The organism is Veronia pacifica (assembly GCF_001707825.1).
GTDB lineage: Bacteria > Pseudomonadota > Gammaproteobacteria > Enterobacterales > Vibrionaceae > Veronia > Veronia pacifica.
In genome coordinates, this window is sequence record NZ_LYBM01000053.1 from 1 (window position 1) to 20,335 (window position 20,335).

At 44.8% G+C, this 20,335-nt stretch carries 18 protein-coding genes; 8 read left to right on the forward strand and 10 right to left on the reverse strand.

What is annotated here, in order from left to right:
* Positions 1–51: 51 nt before the first annotated feature.
* The 3 genes from A8L45_RS20175 to A8L45_RS20185 form a co-directional block, all read right to left on the reverse strand.
* Positions 52–1,047: a BMP family lipoprotein gene (locus A8L45_RS20175; protein WP_068905164.1), complete on the reverse strand. Its 996-nt coding sequence runs from the start codon at positions 1,045–1,047 to the stop codon at positions 52–54.
* A 144-nt stretch (positions 1,048–1,191) separates the two neighbouring features.
* On the reverse strand, positions 1,192–2,277 hold the full coding sequence (locus A8L45_RS20180) for an endonuclease/exonuclease/phosphatase family protein (RefSeq protein WP_083228442.1): 1,086 nt from the start codon (positions 2,275–2,277) through the stop codon (positions 1,192–1,194).
* Between the two features lie 104 nt (positions 2,278–2,381).
* Positions 2,382–2,864 (reverse strand): hypothetical protein, encoded by a 483-nt coding sequence (locus A8L45_RS20185; RefSeq protein WP_068905190.1) that lies wholly within the window; start codon positions 2,862–2,864, stop codon positions 2,382–2,384.
* Positions 2,865–3,275: 411 nt separating this feature from the next.
* Here A8L45_RS20185 and A8L45_RS20190 point away from each other — a divergent pair, with 411 nt between their 5' ends.
* The 3 genes from A8L45_RS20190 to A8L45_RS20200 all read left to right on the forward strand — a co-directional run bounded on the left by A8L45_RS20190 (position 3,276) and on the right by A8L45_RS20200 (position 5,598).
* A complete protein-coding gene (locus tag A8L45_RS20190; protein WP_068905165.1) occupies positions 3,276–3,731 on the forward strand; it encodes a methylglyoxal synthase in 456 nt (151 codons plus the stop codon).
* A 75-nt stretch (positions 3,732–3,806) separates the two neighbouring features.
* A complete protein-coding gene (locus A8L45_RS20195) occupies positions 3,807–4,787 on the forward strand; it encodes a zinc-binding dehydrogenase (protein WP_068905166.1) in 981 nt (326 codons plus the stop codon).
* Between the two features lie 115 nt (positions 4,788–4,902).
* On the forward strand, positions 4,903–5,598 hold the full coding sequence (locus A8L45_RS20200; protein WP_068905167.1) for a GntR family transcriptional regulator: 696 nt from the start codon (positions 4,903–4,905) through the stop codon (positions 5,596–5,598).
* A gap of 3 nt (positions 5,599–5,601) precedes the next feature.
* Here the strand turns inward: A8L45_RS20200 and A8L45_RS20205 are convergent, their stop codons facing one another.
* The gene (locus A8L45_RS20205) at positions 5,602–6,213 is read right to left on the reverse strand and encodes a TetR/AcrR family transcriptional regulator (RefSeq protein WP_175402039.1); all 612 of its coding nucleotides are present in this window, start codon (positions 6,211–6,213) and stop codon (positions 5,602–5,604) included.
* Between the two features lie 143 nt (positions 6,214–6,356).
* Between A8L45_RS20205 and A8L45_RS20210 the strand changes: the two genes are divergently transcribed.
* From A8L45_RS20210 to A8L45_RS20225, 4 genes are all read left to right on the forward strand, one after another.
* The gene (locus A8L45_RS20210; protein WP_068905169.1) at positions 6,357–7,397 is read left to right on the forward strand and encodes an NAD-dependent epimerase/dehydratase family protein; all 1,041 of its coding nucleotides are present in this window, start codon (positions 6,357–6,359) and stop codon (positions 7,395–7,397) included.
* Positions 7,398–7,405: 8 nt separating this feature from the next.
* Positions 7,406–8,887: a flavin-containing monooxygenase gene (locus A8L45_RS20215; RefSeq protein WP_068905170.1), complete on the forward strand. Its 1,482-nt coding sequence runs from the start codon at positions 7,406–7,408 to the stop codon at positions 8,885–8,887.
* 211 nt (positions 8,888–9,098) lie between these two features.
* Positions 9,099–9,422, forward strand: a complete 324-nt coding sequence (locus A8L45_RS20220) for a hypothetical protein (RefSeq protein ID WP_139122432.1) — start codon at positions 9,099–9,101, stop codon at positions 9,420–9,422.
* A gap of 146 nt (positions 9,423–9,568) precedes the next feature.
* Positions 9,569–10,966, forward strand: a complete 1,398-nt coding sequence (locus A8L45_RS20225) for an MATE family efflux transporter (protein ID WP_068905172.1) — start codon at positions 9,569–9,571, stop codon at positions 10,964–10,966.
* Positions 10,967–11,019: 53 nt separating this feature from the next.
* On the opposite strand, the gene A8L45_RS20230 is transcribed toward A8L45_RS20225, so the two are convergent.
* The 3 genes from A8L45_RS20230 to A8L45_RS20240 are packed head-to-tail and all read right to left on the reverse strand — an operon-like array spanning position 11,020 to position 13,300.
* Complete coding sequence (locus A8L45_RS20230; RefSeq protein ID WP_068905173.1) at positions 11,020–11,508, reverse strand: hypothetical protein; 489 nt, start codon at positions 11,506–11,508, stop codon at positions 11,020–11,022.
* Complete coding sequence (locus tag A8L45_RS20235; RefSeq protein WP_068905174.1) at positions 11,505–12,437, reverse strand: ATP-binding cassette domain-containing protein; 933 nt, start codon at positions 12,435–12,437, stop codon at positions 11,505–11,507. The genes A8L45_RS20230 and A8L45_RS20235 overlap by 4 nt, the downstream gene beginning before the upstream one ends.
* A gap of 14 nt (positions 12,438–12,451) precedes the next feature.
* Positions 12,452–13,300, reverse strand: coding sequence for an ABC transporter ATP-binding protein (locus tag A8L45_RS20240; RefSeq protein WP_068905175.1), 849 nt, complete (start codon positions 13,298–13,300; stop codon positions 12,452–12,454).
* Positions 13,301–13,702: 402 nt separating this feature from the next.
* Between A8L45_RS20240 and A8L45_RS20250 the strand changes: the two genes are divergently transcribed.
* Positions 13,703–15,187 (forward strand): carboxypeptidase M32, encoded by a 1,485-nt coding sequence (locus A8L45_RS20250; protein ID WP_068905177.1) that lies wholly within the window; start codon positions 13,703–13,705, stop codon positions 15,185–15,187.
* Between the two features lie 69 nt (positions 15,188–15,256).
* Here A8L45_RS20250 and A8L45_RS20255 read toward each other — a convergent pair whose 3' ends face one another.
* The 3 genes from A8L45_RS20255 to A8L45_RS20265 all read right to left on the reverse strand — a co-directional run bounded on the left by A8L45_RS20255 (position 15,257) and on the right by A8L45_RS20265 (position 20,330).
* The gene (locus A8L45_RS20255) at positions 15,257–16,408 is read right to left on the reverse strand and encodes a diguanylate cyclase domain-containing protein (RefSeq protein WP_068905178.1); all 1,152 of its coding nucleotides are present in this window, start codon (positions 16,406–16,408) and stop codon (positions 15,257–15,259) included.
* Between the two features lie 558 nt (positions 16,409–16,966).
* Positions 16,967–18,349, reverse strand: a complete 1,383-nt coding sequence (gene dbpA / locus A8L45_RS20260; protein ID WP_068905179.1) for an ATP-dependent RNA helicase DbpA — start codon at positions 18,347–18,349, stop codon at positions 16,967–16,969.
* A gap of 337 nt (positions 18,350–18,686) precedes the next feature.
* Positions 18,687–20,330, reverse strand: coding sequence for a serine protease (locus A8L45_RS20265; RefSeq protein ID WP_068905180.1), 1,644 nt, complete (start codon positions 20,328–20,330; stop codon positions 18,687–18,689).
* Positions 20,331–20,335 lie beyond the last annotated feature (5 nt).

Here is a 20,335-nt window from a genome sequence, read left to right on the forward strand (position 1 = left end):
ACCAGCCTGAAAGGTATCAGGCTGGCTCTTAATGATTGAGTCAGGCCTGACTTAGTAAGTACAGGCGTTGTTGCTGAAGTAGTCGTGAACGACAATTTTACCGTTAATGATATCATCACGAATCTGGCTGACTTTTGCTTCCATATTCGCGCTGACAAGTTTGCGGTTGTAATCATCCAGTGCCCAGTCTACTCCGCCCTCTTTCAGACCAAGTGACTGAATGCCCGTTTCAAATGACCCACTTTTGCCATCGTTGAACGCGTTTTGTACAGCAACATCGACGCGTTTGACCATAGATGTCAGCATGACACCCGGGTGGAGATAATTCTGGTTCGAGTCAACGCCAATAGCAAATTTGCCGCCATCTACCGCCGCCTGATAAACACCAACACCTGTGCCGCCTGCAGCTGCGTACACAACGTCTACGCCTTTATCAAACTGTGATTTTGCCAGTTCTGCACCTTTGGTCGGGTTGTTCCACGCCGCTGGTGTGCTGCCTGTCATATTCTGTACCACAGTTGCTGCACTGCTGGCATATTTCGCGCCTTGCTCGTAACCACACGCGAACTTGCGAATCAATGGGATATCCATACCACCGACAAAACCTACTTTGTCAGATTCGCTCTTCATCACCGCGAGGGCGCCAACAAGGAAGGAGCCCTCATGCTCTTTGAATACCACAGAGCGCACGTTTGGCAGATCGACCACTGCATCAATGATGACGAAGTTGGTTTTCGGGAATTGCTTCGCGACTTTTTCGACAATAGGCTGTTGTTGGAAACCAACAGCAACGATAGGATTGTGACCGCGCTGAGCCATCCGCAGCATGGCCTGTTCACGTTGTGCTTCATTGGTGATTTCAAATTCACCGTACTTAATGCCAGTCTCTTTCTTAAAGGCTTCAGCACCAGTGTAAGCAGCCTGATTGAAAGACTTATCAAACTTACCGCCCATATCAAAAATGATCGAGGGCTTATATGCTGCATGTGCCGCCGCTGACATCATGCCCATGCTAATTGCCATAGCCAGAGTGGTGATTTTTTTCATCCTTGTGACTCCCTTATGAGAAGTTATTAATCACACATTAAGAAAAGCTAGCATCCGCCAGCCAAAGTCGTCGAAGATATTGTGCCTGTATTTCGGTTAATAGAATTAAACTGATTGAATACTTTGTAGACTGATCACAAAGTACTAGCCCAAATTCAGGCTTTTCGGATCAATATCTACCCACACCAAGCGATGGTCGGAGCCATTTGTTGAGAAATCCGCTGTGCCATCCGCCTCTCTGGGTCGAGGTAAATCATTAGCGCTCCACACTACACGACTATCAAGAGGTGAAATCTCTGCGGAGGGCAATATGTAGTCGAGGCGAAGACCAGATTCATGAGTCGCAAACGGATTGCCTTTTGCAATCCTACCCGCATGTCTTTTGGCTCGATGGCTAGCGGGCACTAAATGGCCTGTTGCAGTCGCCTTATGAATCGCTGGATGCGTCAATAACCGACCTATTTCTTCTCGATCCCCGTCGCCAAAGTACTGGTCTGCGTTAAGATCGCCAAGAATCACAAAAGGAGGTTCAATCGGGTCGCTACACTCACCGTCATCACACAGGTAATCTGCACCCTCTATCATGTCACGGATAAGCCTTAACTCGTCAGCATTACGAGAGTAATTACGCTTTTCATCCCCATCAAAAACTGGCGGTGTCGGGTGACAGGCAATCAACTTAATCCGGGTACCGCCGATATCAACAGGTATCATGACGTGGCTTTTGGACGAAATACGCTTCTGAGTTTCTACCCACGCTGGATAATAATCTGCTGGCATTCGGTTTTTGGGCATACTTTGCCAAATTACCTTTTGCCAACTTCGAATCTCATCGGTACAGATAGGATAACGACTGAGTAACGCAAACCCATATTGGCCATGATGAAAGCCATAGCCCTGAGCAAAGTCAGGCTGGTTCTTGACGTTATCTTTTTGTTTATAGGGTTTACCTGTGTTCACCGCTGGCTGATAAAAATAGGGATAATTTTCTTGCTGATCAGTTAAGTACTTCCGGAGAAACTGCTTGATCGTCCCGTCGTCCCCACCATCACCGCACTGATCCACCTCACAGAGCAGAAGAATATCCGGTGACGTAGCGGCGATGACACTGGCAATCTTTCGCAATCGCTCATCACCGCCAGTGCTTACCCGCTTCCTTACCTCTCCCTGAACAGAAGACGTCATTGCTACATTGTATTGTGCGATACGTAAAGCTTGCTTTGAATTCAAATCATTTCTTTATTCTGAGTAACTTCACTTGCAGCATAGCGAAGTTACTCACTAACAAACAGATTAATCACGCTTTGCGGTGCAAAATAGATAACTGCAGATGTTTATGAAAGCACAGATGAAAGCGCCCTGCGGATACATCTCGCGTCTGGCTCAGCTCTGTGTAGAAAGGTAATATTTGACATGGCTTGAGTGAAATCCTCACGGCAAACACCATCAAAGTTACCCAACCAATGTCCCACCTCTTTGAGCGTGAAAGATGGACGCATATGGGCTGCGCGATATAAGCGCCCTAACCAAAATAAGTCCCATTGACTATCACACAGTATATGGTCGTAACAAAACAGGTTTTCGTTCAGATGTCTGCACACTTTCTGGACAGGAATACCACGGCTTTCAAGCTCCGCCCGGCTTATGCCGTGTTCAAGACGCTCGGCGTTATCGTCCCACTGAACCCAGCTCTCAGAAGAGGAAAGAGGATCGATTAGCAGACTGTAACTGGTGCCATCAGGCAGGCTATATCCGACTTCAATCGGATAGGATTCATCACAAAGACCGGAAGATTCAAAATCGAGAGTTACCCACACAACAAATCCCTCCATGATTTCATCACCTCTTGCAGGTGCCGCTATCATTGATCATCAATGCTTGGCGATGGTGCTGTCTACACTGTCTACAGCAACCCTCGATTTCTATGTTAGATGGGATTTATCTGATTTCGTACAATAAAGTAGGCTGAAGACATAACTTATCGGACATATTCTTTGTTGTAAGACACAGACTCAAACCAAAGCCAATAAGACTGCACTAATTTATAAACAACCCCGACATCCGTGTTGTGCTTACTGATAGTTCCACGAACACTAATCCCTCTTTTCTTACCACAAATTCTCAGTAACAACCTAAAGAGACTAAATCGCCATCACCAATAATGAATTGAAGATCACTGCCTTGTCAGTCAAAATGGACAAAATTGACGCGGATGGTTAGGAAAGATAATGAAATCAACGGTTAGAGTTATTCAAGAAAAAAAACAAATCGCTCTGGTAGCGCATGACAATTGCAAAAAGCACTTGCTGGAATGGGTAAAAACACACGAGGACGAATTGAGCCGTCATGAACTTTATGCCACGGGCACAACTGGTAATATCATTTCGAAAAGCACCTCTCTTGCTATCCATCCAATGATTAGCGGACCGCTGGGCGGAGACCAACAACTCGGGGCGATGATCAGTGAGAAGAGAATCGATATGATGGTATTCTTCTGGGATCCACTGACGTCAGTACCTCATGACCCTGATGTAAAAGCCCTACTCAGGATTTCAGCGGTTTGGAATATTCCTGTTGCCTTTAACAGAGCCAGTGCCGACTTTATGATTAAATCCCCACTAATATCACAGGCCTCTGAGATAGTTATACCTGATTACGACGCCTATCTCGCTGAACGTCTATAATGCCGGAAACTGTTACTGTCAGATGAGTGTGTCGCCGATTTTTCTCCTGACAGAACAACAAGGGAGGAACGTAGGATGAAAGCTTGGCAACTCGTCAGCCCAGACGGACTCGACAGTCTGCAACTCGGTGATACCTCTGAACCCACGATGTCAGATAATGATGTCATTGTTGATATTCACGCGATTGCGCTTAACCACTTTGACTACAAATTGGCGTCATGGGGCTATGCGACATGGGAGTACCCACAGACAATAGGGACAGATTTGTCAGGCGTCGTCATTGCGTGCGGTAAAAATGTGAGCCGTTTCAGTCCCGGTGATAAGGTTTGCGCTTTTGCTGATCCGCGCACGTCGGGCGCATTTGCTGAACAAATTGCCGTTGAACAACATTGTCTGGCCCGTGTGCCAGATAACGTCACTCATGCCGCTGCTGCTGCGATAGCCAATGTTGGACTCACCGCCTGTCACACCTTGCTTAATAAGTTAAAGCTTAATTCAGGTGACGCACTGATCATTAACGGCGCTGCTGGTGGAGTGGGTGCGGTTGCCACTCAGTTAGCCAAGATGAATCGGCTGCGGGTGATCGCAATTGATGCAGGTAAACACCGCCAGAAATTGCTCTCTTTAGGCGCTGATTGCGTGCTTGATTATCAGCATGACAATATTGCGATGGAAGTGATGCATGAAACACAAGGGGCAATGGCCGATGCACTCATCGACTGTGTAGCGTCAAAGAAAGCAGGTGCCTATGCATCTTTATTACGATATGACGGTCAACTGGCATCGGTTTCTGAGTCATTGGGAGAGGTGCCAGTGATAGCAGCAATGCGTGGCCTTACTATCCATGAAATTTCTCTCAGTGGCGTTTATGCTCATGGATTACGGGAGCACAGAGAAATACTTATCGACAACTTCCATACCTTACTCAACCATATATCATCAGGTAAGCTTGATCCCGGCATTACAGAATATATAGCGTTTGAACAACTGAAAGATGGGTTGGAAAAAATACGACAAGGTCAATCTACCGGTAAGATCGTCGTTACGGTCAGGTAAAAAACACCCTTCCCTCACCATGTGAAGACATTGACGTCTAACGTACAGTAAACGGTATGTAGTGCGTTTTTCGACTGGATAAAACAGCATCACCTCTAAAGATACAGGACATAAATTGCAATATATCAAGATTCGAGATGCAATCGCAGAACAGGTTTCTTCTGGTGCGCTGGCTGCTGGACACAAGCTGCCATCAGAGCGAAAACTTGCCGAAACATTTGCCACTACCCGAGTAACATTACGAGAAGCTCTCTCGCTACTTGAAGCGGATGGGGTGATTTATCGCGAAGAGAGACGGGGTTGGTTTATCTCGCATTGCCCGCTTCGCTACGATCCATCATTCGATCCGGACTTGCTCGAAATATGTCACAAGGCAGGACGATCGGGTGCCATATCTCTTATCTCCCACCAGCACAAACTTGCTGATAAAAACGCAACCCAAATGTTAAACCTACTGGCATTCAGTGATGTTCTGACCTTTGATCAATTGCTCTCTGTCGATGGCAGGCCCGTTGCAAAGGTAATTAACACGGTTCGGGATGATAGTCTTGGGCAAGTGAGTGAATCAATCCTTGCATCGCCTTTAAAGCGGATCCTCATCGAGCAGGCAAAAGAATCAATCACGCTGGAAAGCTATAAAATATCGGTTTCCAGCCTGAATGATAAAAATGCTTCTCATCTGCGTGCATCCGTCGGTAGCCCGGTACTATTAATCGAAAAGCGTTATGCTACTGAAAATAAGCAAAAAATAGCTTACAGTTTTGAATTCTGGCGCCATGATGCGGTTGAGGTTGGCAGCAGTCGCTTTTAAGACTTAATCAAGCGCACCATTTTGTGGGTTAAATAACCGAAGAAGCGTTTTGGTATTACCGGAGAAATCAATTGGGTAATCGAGATCATACATAGTGTGAACACCCACAGAAAGATAAAGCAGCAAAGACGATATCTGCCCAGCATCCAGGTCTTTGCGAATAAGCCCCTTACCCTGACTCAATTCAATGATTCTCTGAATTCGCTCCATACTGGTTTGCATGATTTTCAGATATGCCTTGCGAATACGTTCAGATCGACTGCACATCTCCAACAATTGATGCGGCCTCAAACCTGATTCTTTCGATACGGGGTAACGACCGTCACAAAGGTCTGCTACAAACTTTAATACGAGGTTAGAGAGCTCTTTTTCATTGCTCAGTATCCCTGAGCCAAAGAGATTATCAAGCCAGGTGTTAACTTCGCGCTCGACGACTTCCATTTGCAGCTCTTCCCGATTTTTGAAGTGAACATAAAAAGCACCTCTTGAGTATCCGGCATGCGCGCATAGTTCATCGAGACTGACATTCAATCCTTTCGTCGGGAATAGCATTATCGCTGAACGCACTAATGCCTCTTTGCTGGCTTTTTTAGCTTCGTGCCTTTTATTTTTCACATTCATTTAACCCCTATACGCTTTTTTCCACTCTACCAGTCAATTATTTGACATACCACTTGGTATGTGAATAAATGCTCATACCCCTAATTTACATCATCGTAACAGACTCGCAGTCATAAATATTATAAGGAAGTTGAATCATGACAGTGTTAGTCACAGGCGCAGCGGGCTTTATAGGTAGTCACATAGTCCGTCAGCTCCTTAAGAAAAACTATCAGGTCAGAGCAATGCATTTGCCAAATGAAAACCTTGCCAATCTGCAAGGGCTTCCTGTTGAGACAATGTCTGCTGATATTACTGACCTTGAGTCTCTTAAGATCGCTATGTACAACTGTGACTACGTCATTCACGCTGCAGCAATTTATAAACTTTGGTTGCCTGAACCCGAAAAAATGGACAGGGTAAACATTCAGGGAACAAAAAACGTGCTCCAGCTTGCAAAACAACTCGGCGTGAAACGTGTGGTATTTACCAGCTCAATCGCTCGGTTCGCTGGTCAGGGTACGGGTATAAATGCAACGGAAAGCAGTCCATTTGCTTTGGGTCCGGCACGAAATCCCTACCCAATATCAAAAGCTGCCGCTCATGAACTTGCTGTTGAAGCGGCAAAAAATGGTCAGGATGTTGTGATATGTGCACCGACAGGTCCAATAGGGCCTGGCGATGTAGCACCAACACCCACGGGCAGATTTATTCTCGCTTTTGCGAGGATGCCCATTGTCGCAGTCCCTGACATTTCAATTAATTTCGCTGATGTCCGCGATATTGCCGAAGGCCATGTACTGGCAATGGAGAAGGGAATCAGCGGAGAAAGTTATCTTCTCGGTCATCAAAATCTTACTATCAGGCAACTCGCAGAGACGCTATCTGAGCTAATAGGAGTGAGAAAGCCTGTTGTATGGGTACCTTTTGCGGTCTCCTCCTTGTGGTCACACATGCCCCTTCTATACAGCCAAATCGTTAGTCGAAAAGATCCATTTGTGACGCCATGTGCGATTCATATTGCGAAACTTGGTTTAATGGCAGACTGCAGCAAGGCTGTTTGCGAGTTAGGGTTGCCGCAATCCCCCATCAAAACAGCAGTTGCTGACGCTCTAATTTGGTTCGCGCAGCAAGGCTTCATTCAAAACCCACGGTTAAAGAGTCGTATCGAGGAGATTCAAACCACCCTATACGGTTAAGGAACAGTATGACAGACACAATTTGTACCACAGATACGCTGATCATTGGTTCTGGCATCTCAGGCGTCGGCGCGGCGATAAGAATGTTGGACAAGGGCATGTCAGACTTTGTTATTTTGGAAAAGTTTGAAGATATAGGCGGTACATGGCGCGACAACACGTATCCTGGCTGTGAGTGCGATGTCCCGTCTGCACTCTACTCCTATTCTTTTGAACCAAACCCACGCTGGAGTCAGGTCTTTGCCGGGCAGAAAGAAATTTTTGACTATGTAAAAGCCACAGCAGAAAAATACAACGTGATCCCTAAAATTCGCTTTGGTGTTGAGGTACATAAAGGCCAATGGAACGAAGAAGAATCTCTGTGGCACGTTAAAACCAGTAAAGGCTTGTATAAGGCTCGCAAGGTCGTCTCTTGTGTCGGCTATTTGCACGAGCCAATTATTCCTGACCTACCCGGTCTCTCTGATTTTGAAGGAGAGGTATTTCACAGCGCCCGCTGGCGACATGATTTGGATTTGACGGGTAAGAGGGTCGCTGTAATTGGCACGGGAGCTTCTGCAATTCAGTTTGTTCCTAAAATCCAACCGCAAGCCAAGGAGCTGTATGTCTTCCAACGTTCACCGCAATGGCTCTTGCCAAAAATTAACCTAAGGATACCCGCTTTCGCACAAAAGCTGCTCAGCGTGAAACCTGTTCACTCAGCTTTCAGGGCCATGTTATATGGCGGAATGGAACTTTTCGGTGTTGGGTTCAGACACCCGTGGATAATGCGTCAAATTCAGCGTTTGGGTAAGTTTCATATCAAGCGACAAATCAAAGACCCTGAACTTCAGAAAAAAGTCACCCCAAACTATATTCTCGGCTGCAAGCGGGTACTGCTTTCCAACAGTTATTATCCTGCTCTGGCTCAAGATAACGTTGATGTCATGGCGACGGGCGTGAAGGAAATTCGTGGCAACACTGTGGTGGGTGAAAATGGTGAGCAATGCGAGGTGGACGTCATCATTTTCGGCACAGGATTTTATGTGAGCGATATCCCCGTTGCCGACAAGATCACTGGAGCATCAGGATTGACACTGGCTGATATATGGAAAGGCAGCCCAGAGGCCTATCTCGGCACAACCTGTCATGATTTCCCTAACTGTTTCGTCATTCTGGGTCCAAATCTAGCTATCGGACACAATTCAGCCTTTATCATCATCGAAGCCCAGTTAAATTATGTCATTGGTGCGCTTGAAGAAATGCGAAGACGCAACGTTGACAGATTGGAAGTGAACGCAAAGGCACAAAGAGAATACAACCAACGTGTTCAACGAGACCTCAAAGGTACCGTCTGGAATACAGGAGGATGTACCAGCTACTACCTTGACGTTAACGGAAAAAATAGTGTCGGTTTCCCTTGGAGCACGCTGAAGCTGAAGGAGCTTCTACAGCATTTTGACACTCAATCGTACAAACTTTCAAAAACATCAGATGACGGTGCAAAGTAAAAGCCACATCGTTAATAAAAACCAAAGGGGATGTTATATCCCCTTTTTTATCAGTGTATTAAGTCAAAAAAATGACTTTCCGAGTGATGGTGACAACAGATACCAATATTGAGTCCATTCAGAGGGATGACTTCATAGTTCCTTCATGATTCAGCTGGTAATGTGCCACATCAATACAGTGCCAACACTCACAGTGATTTTGAAAATAATAATGAAAACATATTTAACTGGTAACCCTCTTATACCCGCTTGCGACCATGAAATAGCTAGCTTCTGTGATCAGTATAATTTCTGGTCACCTGAACAAAAAATTATCCGAATAGCGCTATTTGGACAAGACCCAACCATTGCTTTCCGGATTATTGAGCTTACGGATACTGCAGAATATCTCGAGATACAACGTCTACTCGCTTGCATTGGCTTTAGCGCATCCTTCTTTGATCATTCCAACGATTCAATCAATCTCGACGCAGAGTTTCATCTAGAGTATGGCAACTGTGCCAAGGGCACGTCTGTACTTGCCTACGTCGCCTGAGTTATGAAGTGAGTCTAAAAAAGTAAAGTCACTGGATATGAATCGTCACATACACCGTTGATACTTCTCACTGATCGTATTGCTGACGATAAAATCCAATTGAAAAAACAGTAGATAATTAGCTTCTTATTTTGATCAGGCAGGTTATGGCAGAAAAAAATTTTGGTTTCTTTATCCGCCGGGTGCTGATACTCGGTGTTCCGCTTATCCTTCAACAAATGCTATTCAGTAGTCTCGGCATAATAGATAACATCATGGTCAGTCAGCTGGGGACTTCCGAAGTCGCTGCTGCGGGCGTTGGCCTCCGTATATTTATCTATAGCATGGTGATTATATGGGGCTTTGGGCTGGGTGTAGGCATCCTGGTTGCACAGTTCTGGGGAGCAAAAGACCGTGATGGCGTTAAACGCTATCTGGCCGTCGGTCAACTGATTGCTTTAATGCTCACCAGTGTCATTTTTGTTATCGCCTACTTTTTCCCGCAGGCTTTTACCACACTCTATAACGTGACTGGCGATACAAAGTATGTAGCAGAGACTTATATACAGTACGTCTCGTTCGCAATTTTGCTCTCTGCGCCCGTGATCACTCTAGAAGCAGGCATACGCTCTATTGGCCAGACCAAGCTGACCCTTTTCCTGTCGCTTGCTGAAGTCGCATTAAATATACTGCTTAACTACATGCTCATTTTTGGCAAATTGGGCGCACCTGAAATGGGAGTGGCAGGTTCAGCAATCGGTACGTCGCTGGCGAGAGCATTTCGGTTTATCGCAACACTGGCCATTATCTACATATGGTATCCCACACTGGCGTTTGGACCACGTCACCTGAAGCAAGCGTTAGGCGTGAAAGTCTTGAGGAAGTACCTCTCTGTCACTTTACCCACGATGGCAGGGACTGTCATTTGGACAGTCGGACTCTTCGTTCTCAACGTCATTGTCGGACGTATGGGTGAACAACAACTTGCTGTAAGTACCGTTATATCAAGTCTGGAGTCCTTCGCTCTTGCCGCTGCAGGCGGAACATCCGGTGCAGTCGCCATCTTGATCGGCAATGCTCTCGGTGCAGGTCATTTCTCTCTCAGCCAAGCATATGCGCGCTACGCAGGCTGGATGGCGTTGTTCACTGGTCTTTTAGTCGCTGCGGTTATCATTGCCTCCAGTCCTATCATTATGCCGTTTTACGAACAACTGACGCCGGAAGCACAAGCGCTGACACTCGCCTGTTTACCCGTGCTTGCGTTCAGCATGATTTTCAGAGTTATCAACGTGGTATTAATTGTTGGTGTGCTGCGCGCAGGGGGGGATAACACATACTGTATGTATCTCGATTTCTTCTGCCAGTGGGTGTGGGCAATTCCAGCAACGTTGGTGGCAGCACTCTGGTTCCAGTGGGCACTACCCTGGGTATTTTTTATGATCGCATCAGAAGAGATGGTAAAGCTCATCCCTACTCTGCAAAGGGTCAGGTCAGGCAAGTGGCTCAATAATTTAACAAAAGATGAGACTAAAGCAGCCGATCAGACACAGGCTGTTGAAGCGTAACAAGTAATGCGCCCACTGGTGTGGGCGCATTATCAACATGAAACGATATGTCGCTAGGCAGTGACTTGGGAACCGCTCATATTCATATGATTTTGTGCCGTCATGAAGGTGACATGCGCATCAATCAAGGTAGAGGATTCCTGTCGCCAAACGGGTTGCTGCTGGTGCTGGCAAAATTCAACCAACACAATCATCAACTTGTCCATGCGCTGCATACACCACCTTCGTACATCTATTTCATGTTCCGTATTACTGGCCATTGCTTGCATTTTTCCGTAAGCAAACTGAATGTAGCTGTATGCTTCATCTGTTTTGCCCATGGAGGCTAAGTGATGATTCGTGCGGATACAGGCATCAAGCCAATAGCCGAGCGATTCACTTTTCGCCTGACAAATATGCGGTGTAAAAATGCGCTCAGGAACCTCAACCACTAACTCAAGCAACCTTCCCATCTCATTGATGTTTTGATTGCAGTACCAATTTTTTATATCGGTCAGCCAATAGTCAATTTCTGTTCCTTCACAACAGCCAGCGGTTTTCATGCAGCAGACTCCCAGTCCCGGACGAAGTGGTTCTCACTAACTTGATTGACATCAGGTTGGAGTCGGCCACTTAGTAAGCGAGTAGATTCAGCATCCTGCGAGTATTGCGAGCTCTCTCTGATCACATCACTGAAAGGCAGGTCAGGATCAGGGACAGCAGAAATCAGCAATTTGGTATAGGGATGCTGAGGATTAGTCAGAATGTCACGAGTATTACCCCACTCGACAATCTGTCCGCGATACATCACTGCTGTCTCCTCAGCGATGTAATGTGCGGTCGCCAGATCATGGGTGATATAAAGAAAACCAATTCCCATTTCTGACTTCATTCTTTGCATTAGATTAAGCACACCCAGGCGTATCGACACATCAAGCATAGACGTGGGTTCATCCGCCAAGATCATTTCAGCACCAACACCCAATGCACGGGCAAGATTTATACGCTGGCGTTGGCCGCCACTCAGTTGGTGCGGGAATTTCTTCAGACAGTCGGCATTAAGCTCGACCATATCGAGCAACTCTTGTTGGCGATGCAAGAGCTGAGCATCGCCAGCAACATCGTTATGAATTTTGATTGGCCGTGCCAGATGATGTGCGATAGTGTGTGCGGGATTCAGAGAGCCAAATGGATCTTGGAAAACCATCTGAACATTACTTCGATACTCACGAAGTGCCTGACCCGACTGAATTTGGTCGATATTGTTACCCTTGAAGGTGATCTCACCAGAGGTCACGTCGTGGACTTTTGTTATCAGTCTTGCAACGGTACTTTTACCACAACCAGACTCTCCCACCAGAGCCAGTGTTTTTCCAGCATGAAGGTCAAAACTGATCCCTCTGAGGGCCTCAAAGCTCTCCTTTTGACCAAAACCTCCACCCATTTGGAAGGTTTTGCTCACATTTCTCACGCGAATAATTGGTTCACTCATGCCTGTTTTCCTTCTTATACTGGCTCAGGCTGGCGCGTTGACTCTGCCGGCTCAATATCGTGAATATTTGGGAATGACGCCCACAGTTGCTTGGTGTATTCATGTTGTGGGTTTTGACGAATTTGTTGAGAGGTATTTACTTCAACGATGTCACCATCTCGCATAATGGCAATTCGATCGCTCAACTGGGTCATCAGTGCAATGTCATGAGTGATAAAGAGAACAGAGAAGCCAAACTCTTCTTTAAGCACGAAAATTTGTTGCAATATCTCGCGTTGAACAACAACATCCAGCGCTGTCGTCGGTTCGTCCATAATGATCAGTTTGGGGCTAAGGCTCAGCGCAATGGCAATAACCAGTCTCTGGCGCATACCACCGCTGAACTGATGCGGGTAGTCTTTGAGACGCTCACCTGGAATGTTCACCAGTTCAAGCATTTGCAATGCACGCTTTCGGGCCTCATCGGGCGTCCAGCCTTTGTGATGGCAAATGACATCAAGGAACTGCTGCTCAACTGTCAATACCGGATTAAGTGAGTTCATGGCACTTTGGAATACCATTGCAATCTCGCTCCAACGAACGACATTCAACTCCTGCTCGGACAGATTACGTAAATTCAGCTCTTCTAACCAAATCTCACCATTAGAGATATACGCGGGTGGTTTGTGGAGGCTGTTAATTGAAAAAGCGATGGTGCTTTTTCCACATCCAGACTCACCCGCCAGGCCGAATATTTCACCCTTTCCAATATCAAAACTGACATTTTTTACGGCGCGAAAGTATCCATCATCCGTAATGTAATCCACACACAATTCCCTAACTCGCAGTAAGGGGTCGTGGTGGAAAGCTAATTCCTCAGACATTCTCAGTTCCCAAATAAATAAATGCTATTGCAAATTATTATCATTTAGCTTACCAGTAAAGCAGCATGGGTATAAAGGAGAGATTAATCGCAAAAATCTAGAAAGCTAAAAAGACTGGACAAAAAGCCATAGACACTGCCGTTTTTATTGACCCCAGCAGCCATAAGAAGCAGAAAAATCTCTTCCACGAAGGCGACAGTGATTTGCAATAAATCCGGCCGAGCGCTTAAACCACAATGAAAAAAACTAAGAGGCTTACCTAAATACGACATAAACCCCCATCCCTACACACTTAATTTACTGATATATTCGATTTATCATTTCGGGGAACATTATGAATAGCCTGGCACGACAGAGGTCAGGTTGTTAGAGACAACGCGCAACACAAAATGGAATAAAAATATGAGTGCTTTTGAGAAGCTGGTAAAACACGCAAAAAAAATTGACAACTTCCAACATCTTGGGGCGATATGTGGCTGGGACATGGCAGCAATGATGCCTAGCGGTGGCAGTCAGGCCAGAGCCGAGGCCATGGCGGAGCTTAACGTACACATTCATCATCTGAATACCAAACCTGAGTTGACAGATTTGTTTGCAGAAGCTGAGGCGGAAAACCTGTCTGAGCAACAAAAATGGGAGCTGCGCGAACTAAAACGCAGCTGGCAAAATGCAAATGTACTTCCCGCTGATTTGGTTGAAGCGGCTTCTTTAGCCAATGCTAAATGTGAACACGCATGGCGCTCTCAGCGCCCTGACAACGACTGGCAGGGCTTTGAAAAAAACTTCAGAGAGGTTGTTAAACTCTCTCGTGAAGAAGCCCAAATACGCGCAGAGGCTACAGGCCAAACACCTTATGATGCAATGTTGGGTTTGTATGAGCCCGGAACAAGCTCAGCGTCGCTCGATACGCTTTTTGACGATGTGAAAACGTGGCTACCTAAATTGGTAGATGATGTGCTTGAAAAACAAAAGTCAGAAAGTCTTGTCATTCCACAAGGAAATTTCAGTACCACTAGCCAGAAGGCTCTTGGATTGGACGTCATGAAGTTGCTCCAGTTTAACTTCGACAATGGCCGTCTTGATCAAAGTGTTCACCCATTCTGTGGTGGTGTCCCTACAGATGTTCGTATCACCACCCGCTATGATGAAAGCGACTTTGCACAATCTCTGATGGGTATAGTGCATGAAACTGGGCATGCTCGCTATGAGCAGGGTCTGCCTAAATCACTTGCAGGCACACCAGCCGGAACCGCGCGCTCCATGGGTATTCATGAGTCTCAATCTCTATTTTTTGAAATGCAGGTTGGCCGCAGCGCTCCGTTTATTGCTCGTCTTGCAGATTTGGCCGGTAAGCATTTTGCAGAGCATGATGCTGCTATTTTTGACAAGGATAACTTCCAAAAATTGTATACACGGGTGAAAAAGGACTATATCCGCGTAGATGCCGACGAGCTTACCTACCCTGCACACGTCATTCTGCGCTACGAAATTGAACGTGACCTTATCAACGGAGTGATAGAACACACTGATATTCCAGAGCTCTGGGATCAAAAAATGCAGGCATACCTTGGCCTGACAACCAAGGGTAACTATAAGAATGGGTGTATGCAGGACATACACTGGACTGACGGTGCGTTCGGATACTTCCCATCATATACACTCGGTGCCATGTATGCCGCGCAATATATGGCGGTGATGAAACAAACCGTTGACGTTGAAAGCGTCATAGCCAGTGGTGATCTCTCTCCTATATTCCAGTGGCTTGAGCAAAATATCTGGAGTAAAGGCAGTCTATTGAGCACTGACGATCTGATCACTCAGGCAACAGGCGAAACACTGAATGCTGCATTTTTCAAAGAGCATCTGACAAACCGTTACCTCGGTTAAGGCATAAACACAGAGCCGTCACTCGTTGACGGCTTTTCTTTATGCTATTCCAACCTGTCCCTTTTTGACTTAACCAAGTGTGTCCATCGCCAGACTAGAATCGTATCGGATGACGCGGTTTCGACCCGATCGCTTTGCCTTGTATAGCGCGATATCTGCATTTTTTATGCACAGATCAACGTCATCACCGACCCGATACTCGTAAAAACCCACTGAGACAGTGAACTTTGGTACCCCTTTTATATTGATGGCTTCAACCTGTTCACACAAACGTGTCATCATCGACGGAACATCCGGCTTTTCATCCTTCTTACCCCTTACAAGTATAAGGAACTCCTCGCCGCCCCAACGAAACACCACGTCTTCAGCTCGAATACTGTTCCTAATACAATCGGAGAAGGATTTTATTGCTTTGTCACCGACATCATGACCGTAGGTATCATTAATGCTCTTAAAATGATCAATATCTAGAAAACAGAAAGCTTTCGTCCTGGCATCTATCTTGTCACTTGAAAAGTGCTCGCGACGTTTCAGACCCGTCAATAAATCATGGCGCGACTGGGTAAATACCTTGTCAACTAATACAAAGAACAGCACTCTCAAAATGCACAGAACAAGAAAAATCATGAAAAAGCAGGCAGTAATATTCATGACATAAAAATCCATAGAAGGTTTCTCACGCCTGTAATATTCCAGCTTCATAAAATGAGTATCAGCGTTTAATGCATCAACATTAATGTCAGACACACCTACCCCCAAAAACTTTCCATCTTCGTATACTGGGTATGAAAAGGTGATGACATGTCTCAGCCTACTTGGTGTCAGGACATCTAAATATACATCTGTAACACAATATTCGCCCTGCTTTTTCTTCTTGGCACAGACATACCAGGCTCTTCCCCGACGATCAAAGGTTGAATGTTTATCTATGTCAGAGTTAGTAATGACTGTGCCATCTTCAAAGGCAAAATTAAGCCCATGAAACACATCTGACTCATAAACTTGTTCAATGAATCTATCTCTTTGTAAGCTTATGGTTCTTGAGTAAGTAATAAAAAGCTGATTTATTTCACGATTGCTTTTTACCCTATCGAATGCAAACTTAATTGCGCTTTGAATATTTTGATATTCGTTCTGTAGTACCAGCACGGTAAAGAAGCCACTCAAAATAAGAGGAATGTAGGTTTTCTTGAATGAAAAAACAGACTTGAAATCAAACATAGCTTTCAAAAAATCCCAACTCATTAAAACCCAAAAAGACCTTATGCTTATAGAAAAGCATTTATCAATACAACCTAGGTGATGTCGTCTTCATGTCCATCACAAGAAAGTTAAGTGTATAAAATACAGACTGTAACACCATAAGGCATCGCGAAAGGTTTACTAAAAATTTCCTTTTTTTAGGGTAAAAGTGAAAATAATAGGATCGACATTACCGACGGCTTCCACGAGCAGTAATAAGCACATGCTCATTGAAAACGGGAATAGAACCATGAACTGGATTTAATTGGTGCAAATAATAGCCTGAGAAGTACAGGGTTCGAAGTGAAAAAAACCGCATCATGAGTAGTTATCTCATTCGCTATCTCAGTCTTACTCTTTAGACGAAAAGAGATACCTACAACGAGGTGACACGATGAAAAGACGGGTTTGCCAGATAGAATTAAAAAAGAAAAATAAAAGAAAAACTAAAATACAGCGTACCCAGTATAAACTTCAGGTATGCTGTATTTTGAGAAAGTAAATAAGTGAAAATTAATGTGTTTAATCAGTCGAGAATTAGGCGCGAATAAACCTTGCTCTAAACTGTTTACCTTTTAACTTTCCGTTTTGTAGCTGCTTTAGTGCACTTTTAGCAACCTTTTGACTGACAGCAACATAAGCACTCATTGGATATAGATTAATCTTACCAATGTATTTACCCTCAATACCGCCTTCTTTGGTCAGCGAGCCAAGAATATCTCCAGGCCTGACTTTATGTTTTTTACCACCAGCAATCTGAATCGTTTGCATTGGCGCTTTCATGGGTTGCTGATCCAACGGTTTGGCCGGCAACAATACTTCCTCAACCTGAGCCTCCATCAAGTCTTCAATGAGTGCCATATTAAAGCCGTCACGATCTGTGAAGAAGCTGTATGCCGCTCCCTTGCTACCTGCCCTACCCGTTCTGCCGATGCGGTGAACATGCACTTCAGGATCACGTGATAAATCAAAGTTAAATACTGCATCAAGATTATCAACGTCTAACCCTCGTGCGGCGACATCTGTAGCGACAAGAATCGATACACTTTTGTTGGCAAACATCACTAAAGCCTGATCTCTTTCTCTCTGCTCCATATCGCCATGGAGTTCTATGGCACTGAAGCCGCGATGATTCAGTTCATCTACCACACGCTGCACATCTTTTTTCATGTTGCAAAAGACGACTGATGATTCAGGCTGATGCGTCAATAACAATGTTTCGAGTGCATCGTCTTTCTGCTGTTGATTATCTGTTCTAAAAAAGGACTGAGTGATCGCGAGCGGTGTATGCGTTGACGCCACCTTAATCATCTCCGGCTTTTTCATGATTGAACTGGCAATGTTTTTTATCTCAGCAGGAAAAGTTGCACTGAATAAAAGAGTCTGGCGATCTGTCGGGACTTCTTGAATGATGCTGTACAACGCATCCTGAAAGCCCATATCAAGCATTCTATCGGCCTCATCTAAGACAAGTGTGTTCAGCTCAGATAGATCAATTCTGCCTTTCCCCATGTGGTCGAGAATCCTACCCGGAGTTCCGACAAGGATATGCGCGCCATGCTCTAACGAACCAATTTGTGGCCCCATTGGCATGCCGCCACACAAGGTCAACACTTTAATGTTATGGATACCACGTGCAAGACGGCGTACTTCATTTGCGACCTGATCAGCCAATTCCCTTGTAGGACATAGAATCAAAGACTGCACCCTGAAGCGTTTAACATTCAGATTTGAAAGCACGCCGAGGCTGAATGCTGCAGTTTTCCCTGAACCTGTTTTGCCCTGCCCTATAACATCGTCGCCCGCCAAAATAACGGGTAACGCCTGTTGTTGAATGGGAGTCATTTCTGAGTAGCCCAAACTATCAAGGGTGGAAATCAGCTCTTTTTTCAGAGCCAGTGAGGAAAATGATGCGGTCACAAGCAGGCACCTTACAGGAAAAATGGTCGGACATTATGCGTGATTGGTAGCAAGTTACAATCCTTTTAACAGTTCAATGACGGTAAACCCTTCAGACAATCATTCAAGATTACTTTTATGTCGCCACCTCTAAGTCCTGAATACCATATGGTAGGCATCTGTGATGTACTAGAGTCAAGTAGCTCATTAAGCGATACACTTAAACTCAAAGGCAGTAAGATTGCAGAGTCTGGGTCGATAGGCAAGGTGTACTACAACGTAATATGCATCAATAAGTAGGTAGACTAAAAAGTTTTCCTGTAGTTGGTAAAAAGGCCCGATATATCAGGCCTTAAAATCAATATTTGCTGTATTTATTCTTACGAAGAGATGAAAAAAAGATGAGAGCAAGTAAATACATCACGCCAAAACTACCCGCCGCAGTGAATTCCATATTCCTTATCACTGCCGTTTCGCCTGTAGGAGTAGTAAACGGGTCTTTTTTTACATAAAGGAACTCAACAAAATTATCCTCAAGGGGTAACTCTAATTCAAATGAATCATGTGGGGCTCCCATATGGAAACCGCTTATAAATTTTTCTCTGTTCACATAAACATATATTTTTCCTCCAGTTGTGTTTTTATTTTCCATGCTGAAACTAAGCGTACCTTTCGGAAAGTCATCGAAGACGATGAGAGATTGCGCACCGAATCCCGGAGCTACTCTGGCTTCTACCTCGCCATTACTGATACTCCAAGTTTGATTCCTTACAACGACATCATTGAACAACAAAGGTTCCCTGGCTAATGGCTCGACTTGGCTGGGTAAATCGAGACTCGCCAAGTCCTCGCTATTTATTTTTATAGGATGAGCACCATCAGCGGCGACCACACCATACGCAGGTACTTGTCTTCTTAACGTATGCGCCTCTAGTTCGATATATTCGAGACCAACCGCTAATACCGATATGTTTACTGTGCACGATTTTTCTGGTTTCAAAAATCCATTACATGGATTAAATATATATGTACCATCGTCCACTTCAATATGTGTGATGAAGATTGACTCGTCTTGAGAATTGTTCACAAGCTCAACTGGATAATCATAAGTACCAGCAGGCACTGTAGTAGACATATCCAGTTGGCTTACAAAATCAGTCTTTCTTACGAACTGTATAGGCATATCAGTAAATGAATCTGGATTATTTATAAAATCTAAATGAATGCCCACATCTGTAAACACATTTTGAAATGGTGTGGCACACCCGGCATTCGTACTAAAGACACCTATCTGAATGAATTCTTCATTCTCATTTTTTAATAATGCAGGCCCTCCAACATCACCTTTACACGGCGCTACAGGTGTTTGAACTGTAGCCATTGGACTTAATCCACAGAAAACTTTTTTTGATACTGTAAATGGAAGTTTTTCAACACATTTCCGATGTGGAAAAAAGTTTAAATCCACCCCGTATAATAAATTTGTTGCGGGCTCTTCTGTTGCACTTCGCCCCCAGCCTATTATTGTAAACGGTATGGGGCGATTAAGGGAATTAAGTGCCGCTGTTATATTTTCACTTTCAGGTAATTTGACTGGTAAAATACCCGGCGGTGTCTCAGTCAAGTAGACAATTGCGATATTATTTATACCAATAACGTCATCATAACCGGGATGTTCTACCACACGATCTACAAGGATAGTCTGTTCATTCCCCGTCACTGTCTCTCTATCATAATCACCAAGCACAGCATATGTTTGACTATTTTCGAGTATTCCGTTAAAACAGCTCGCTGCTGTCAATAGCCTGTTATCACCGAGATACGTTGCTCCACAAAATAAACCTCCCTTTTGTTGTTTCAACCACACCATGTAGGGAAAGGTTCCCTCTTTGACAATTTGTCCGCCTACGATGCGGGAACTTTCATTCTCGCCTACGATGTGAGAACTTTCGCTAGCCCTCGAATATGTAGTTGGTTGAAAAATAAATATTAATGTAAACATTCATC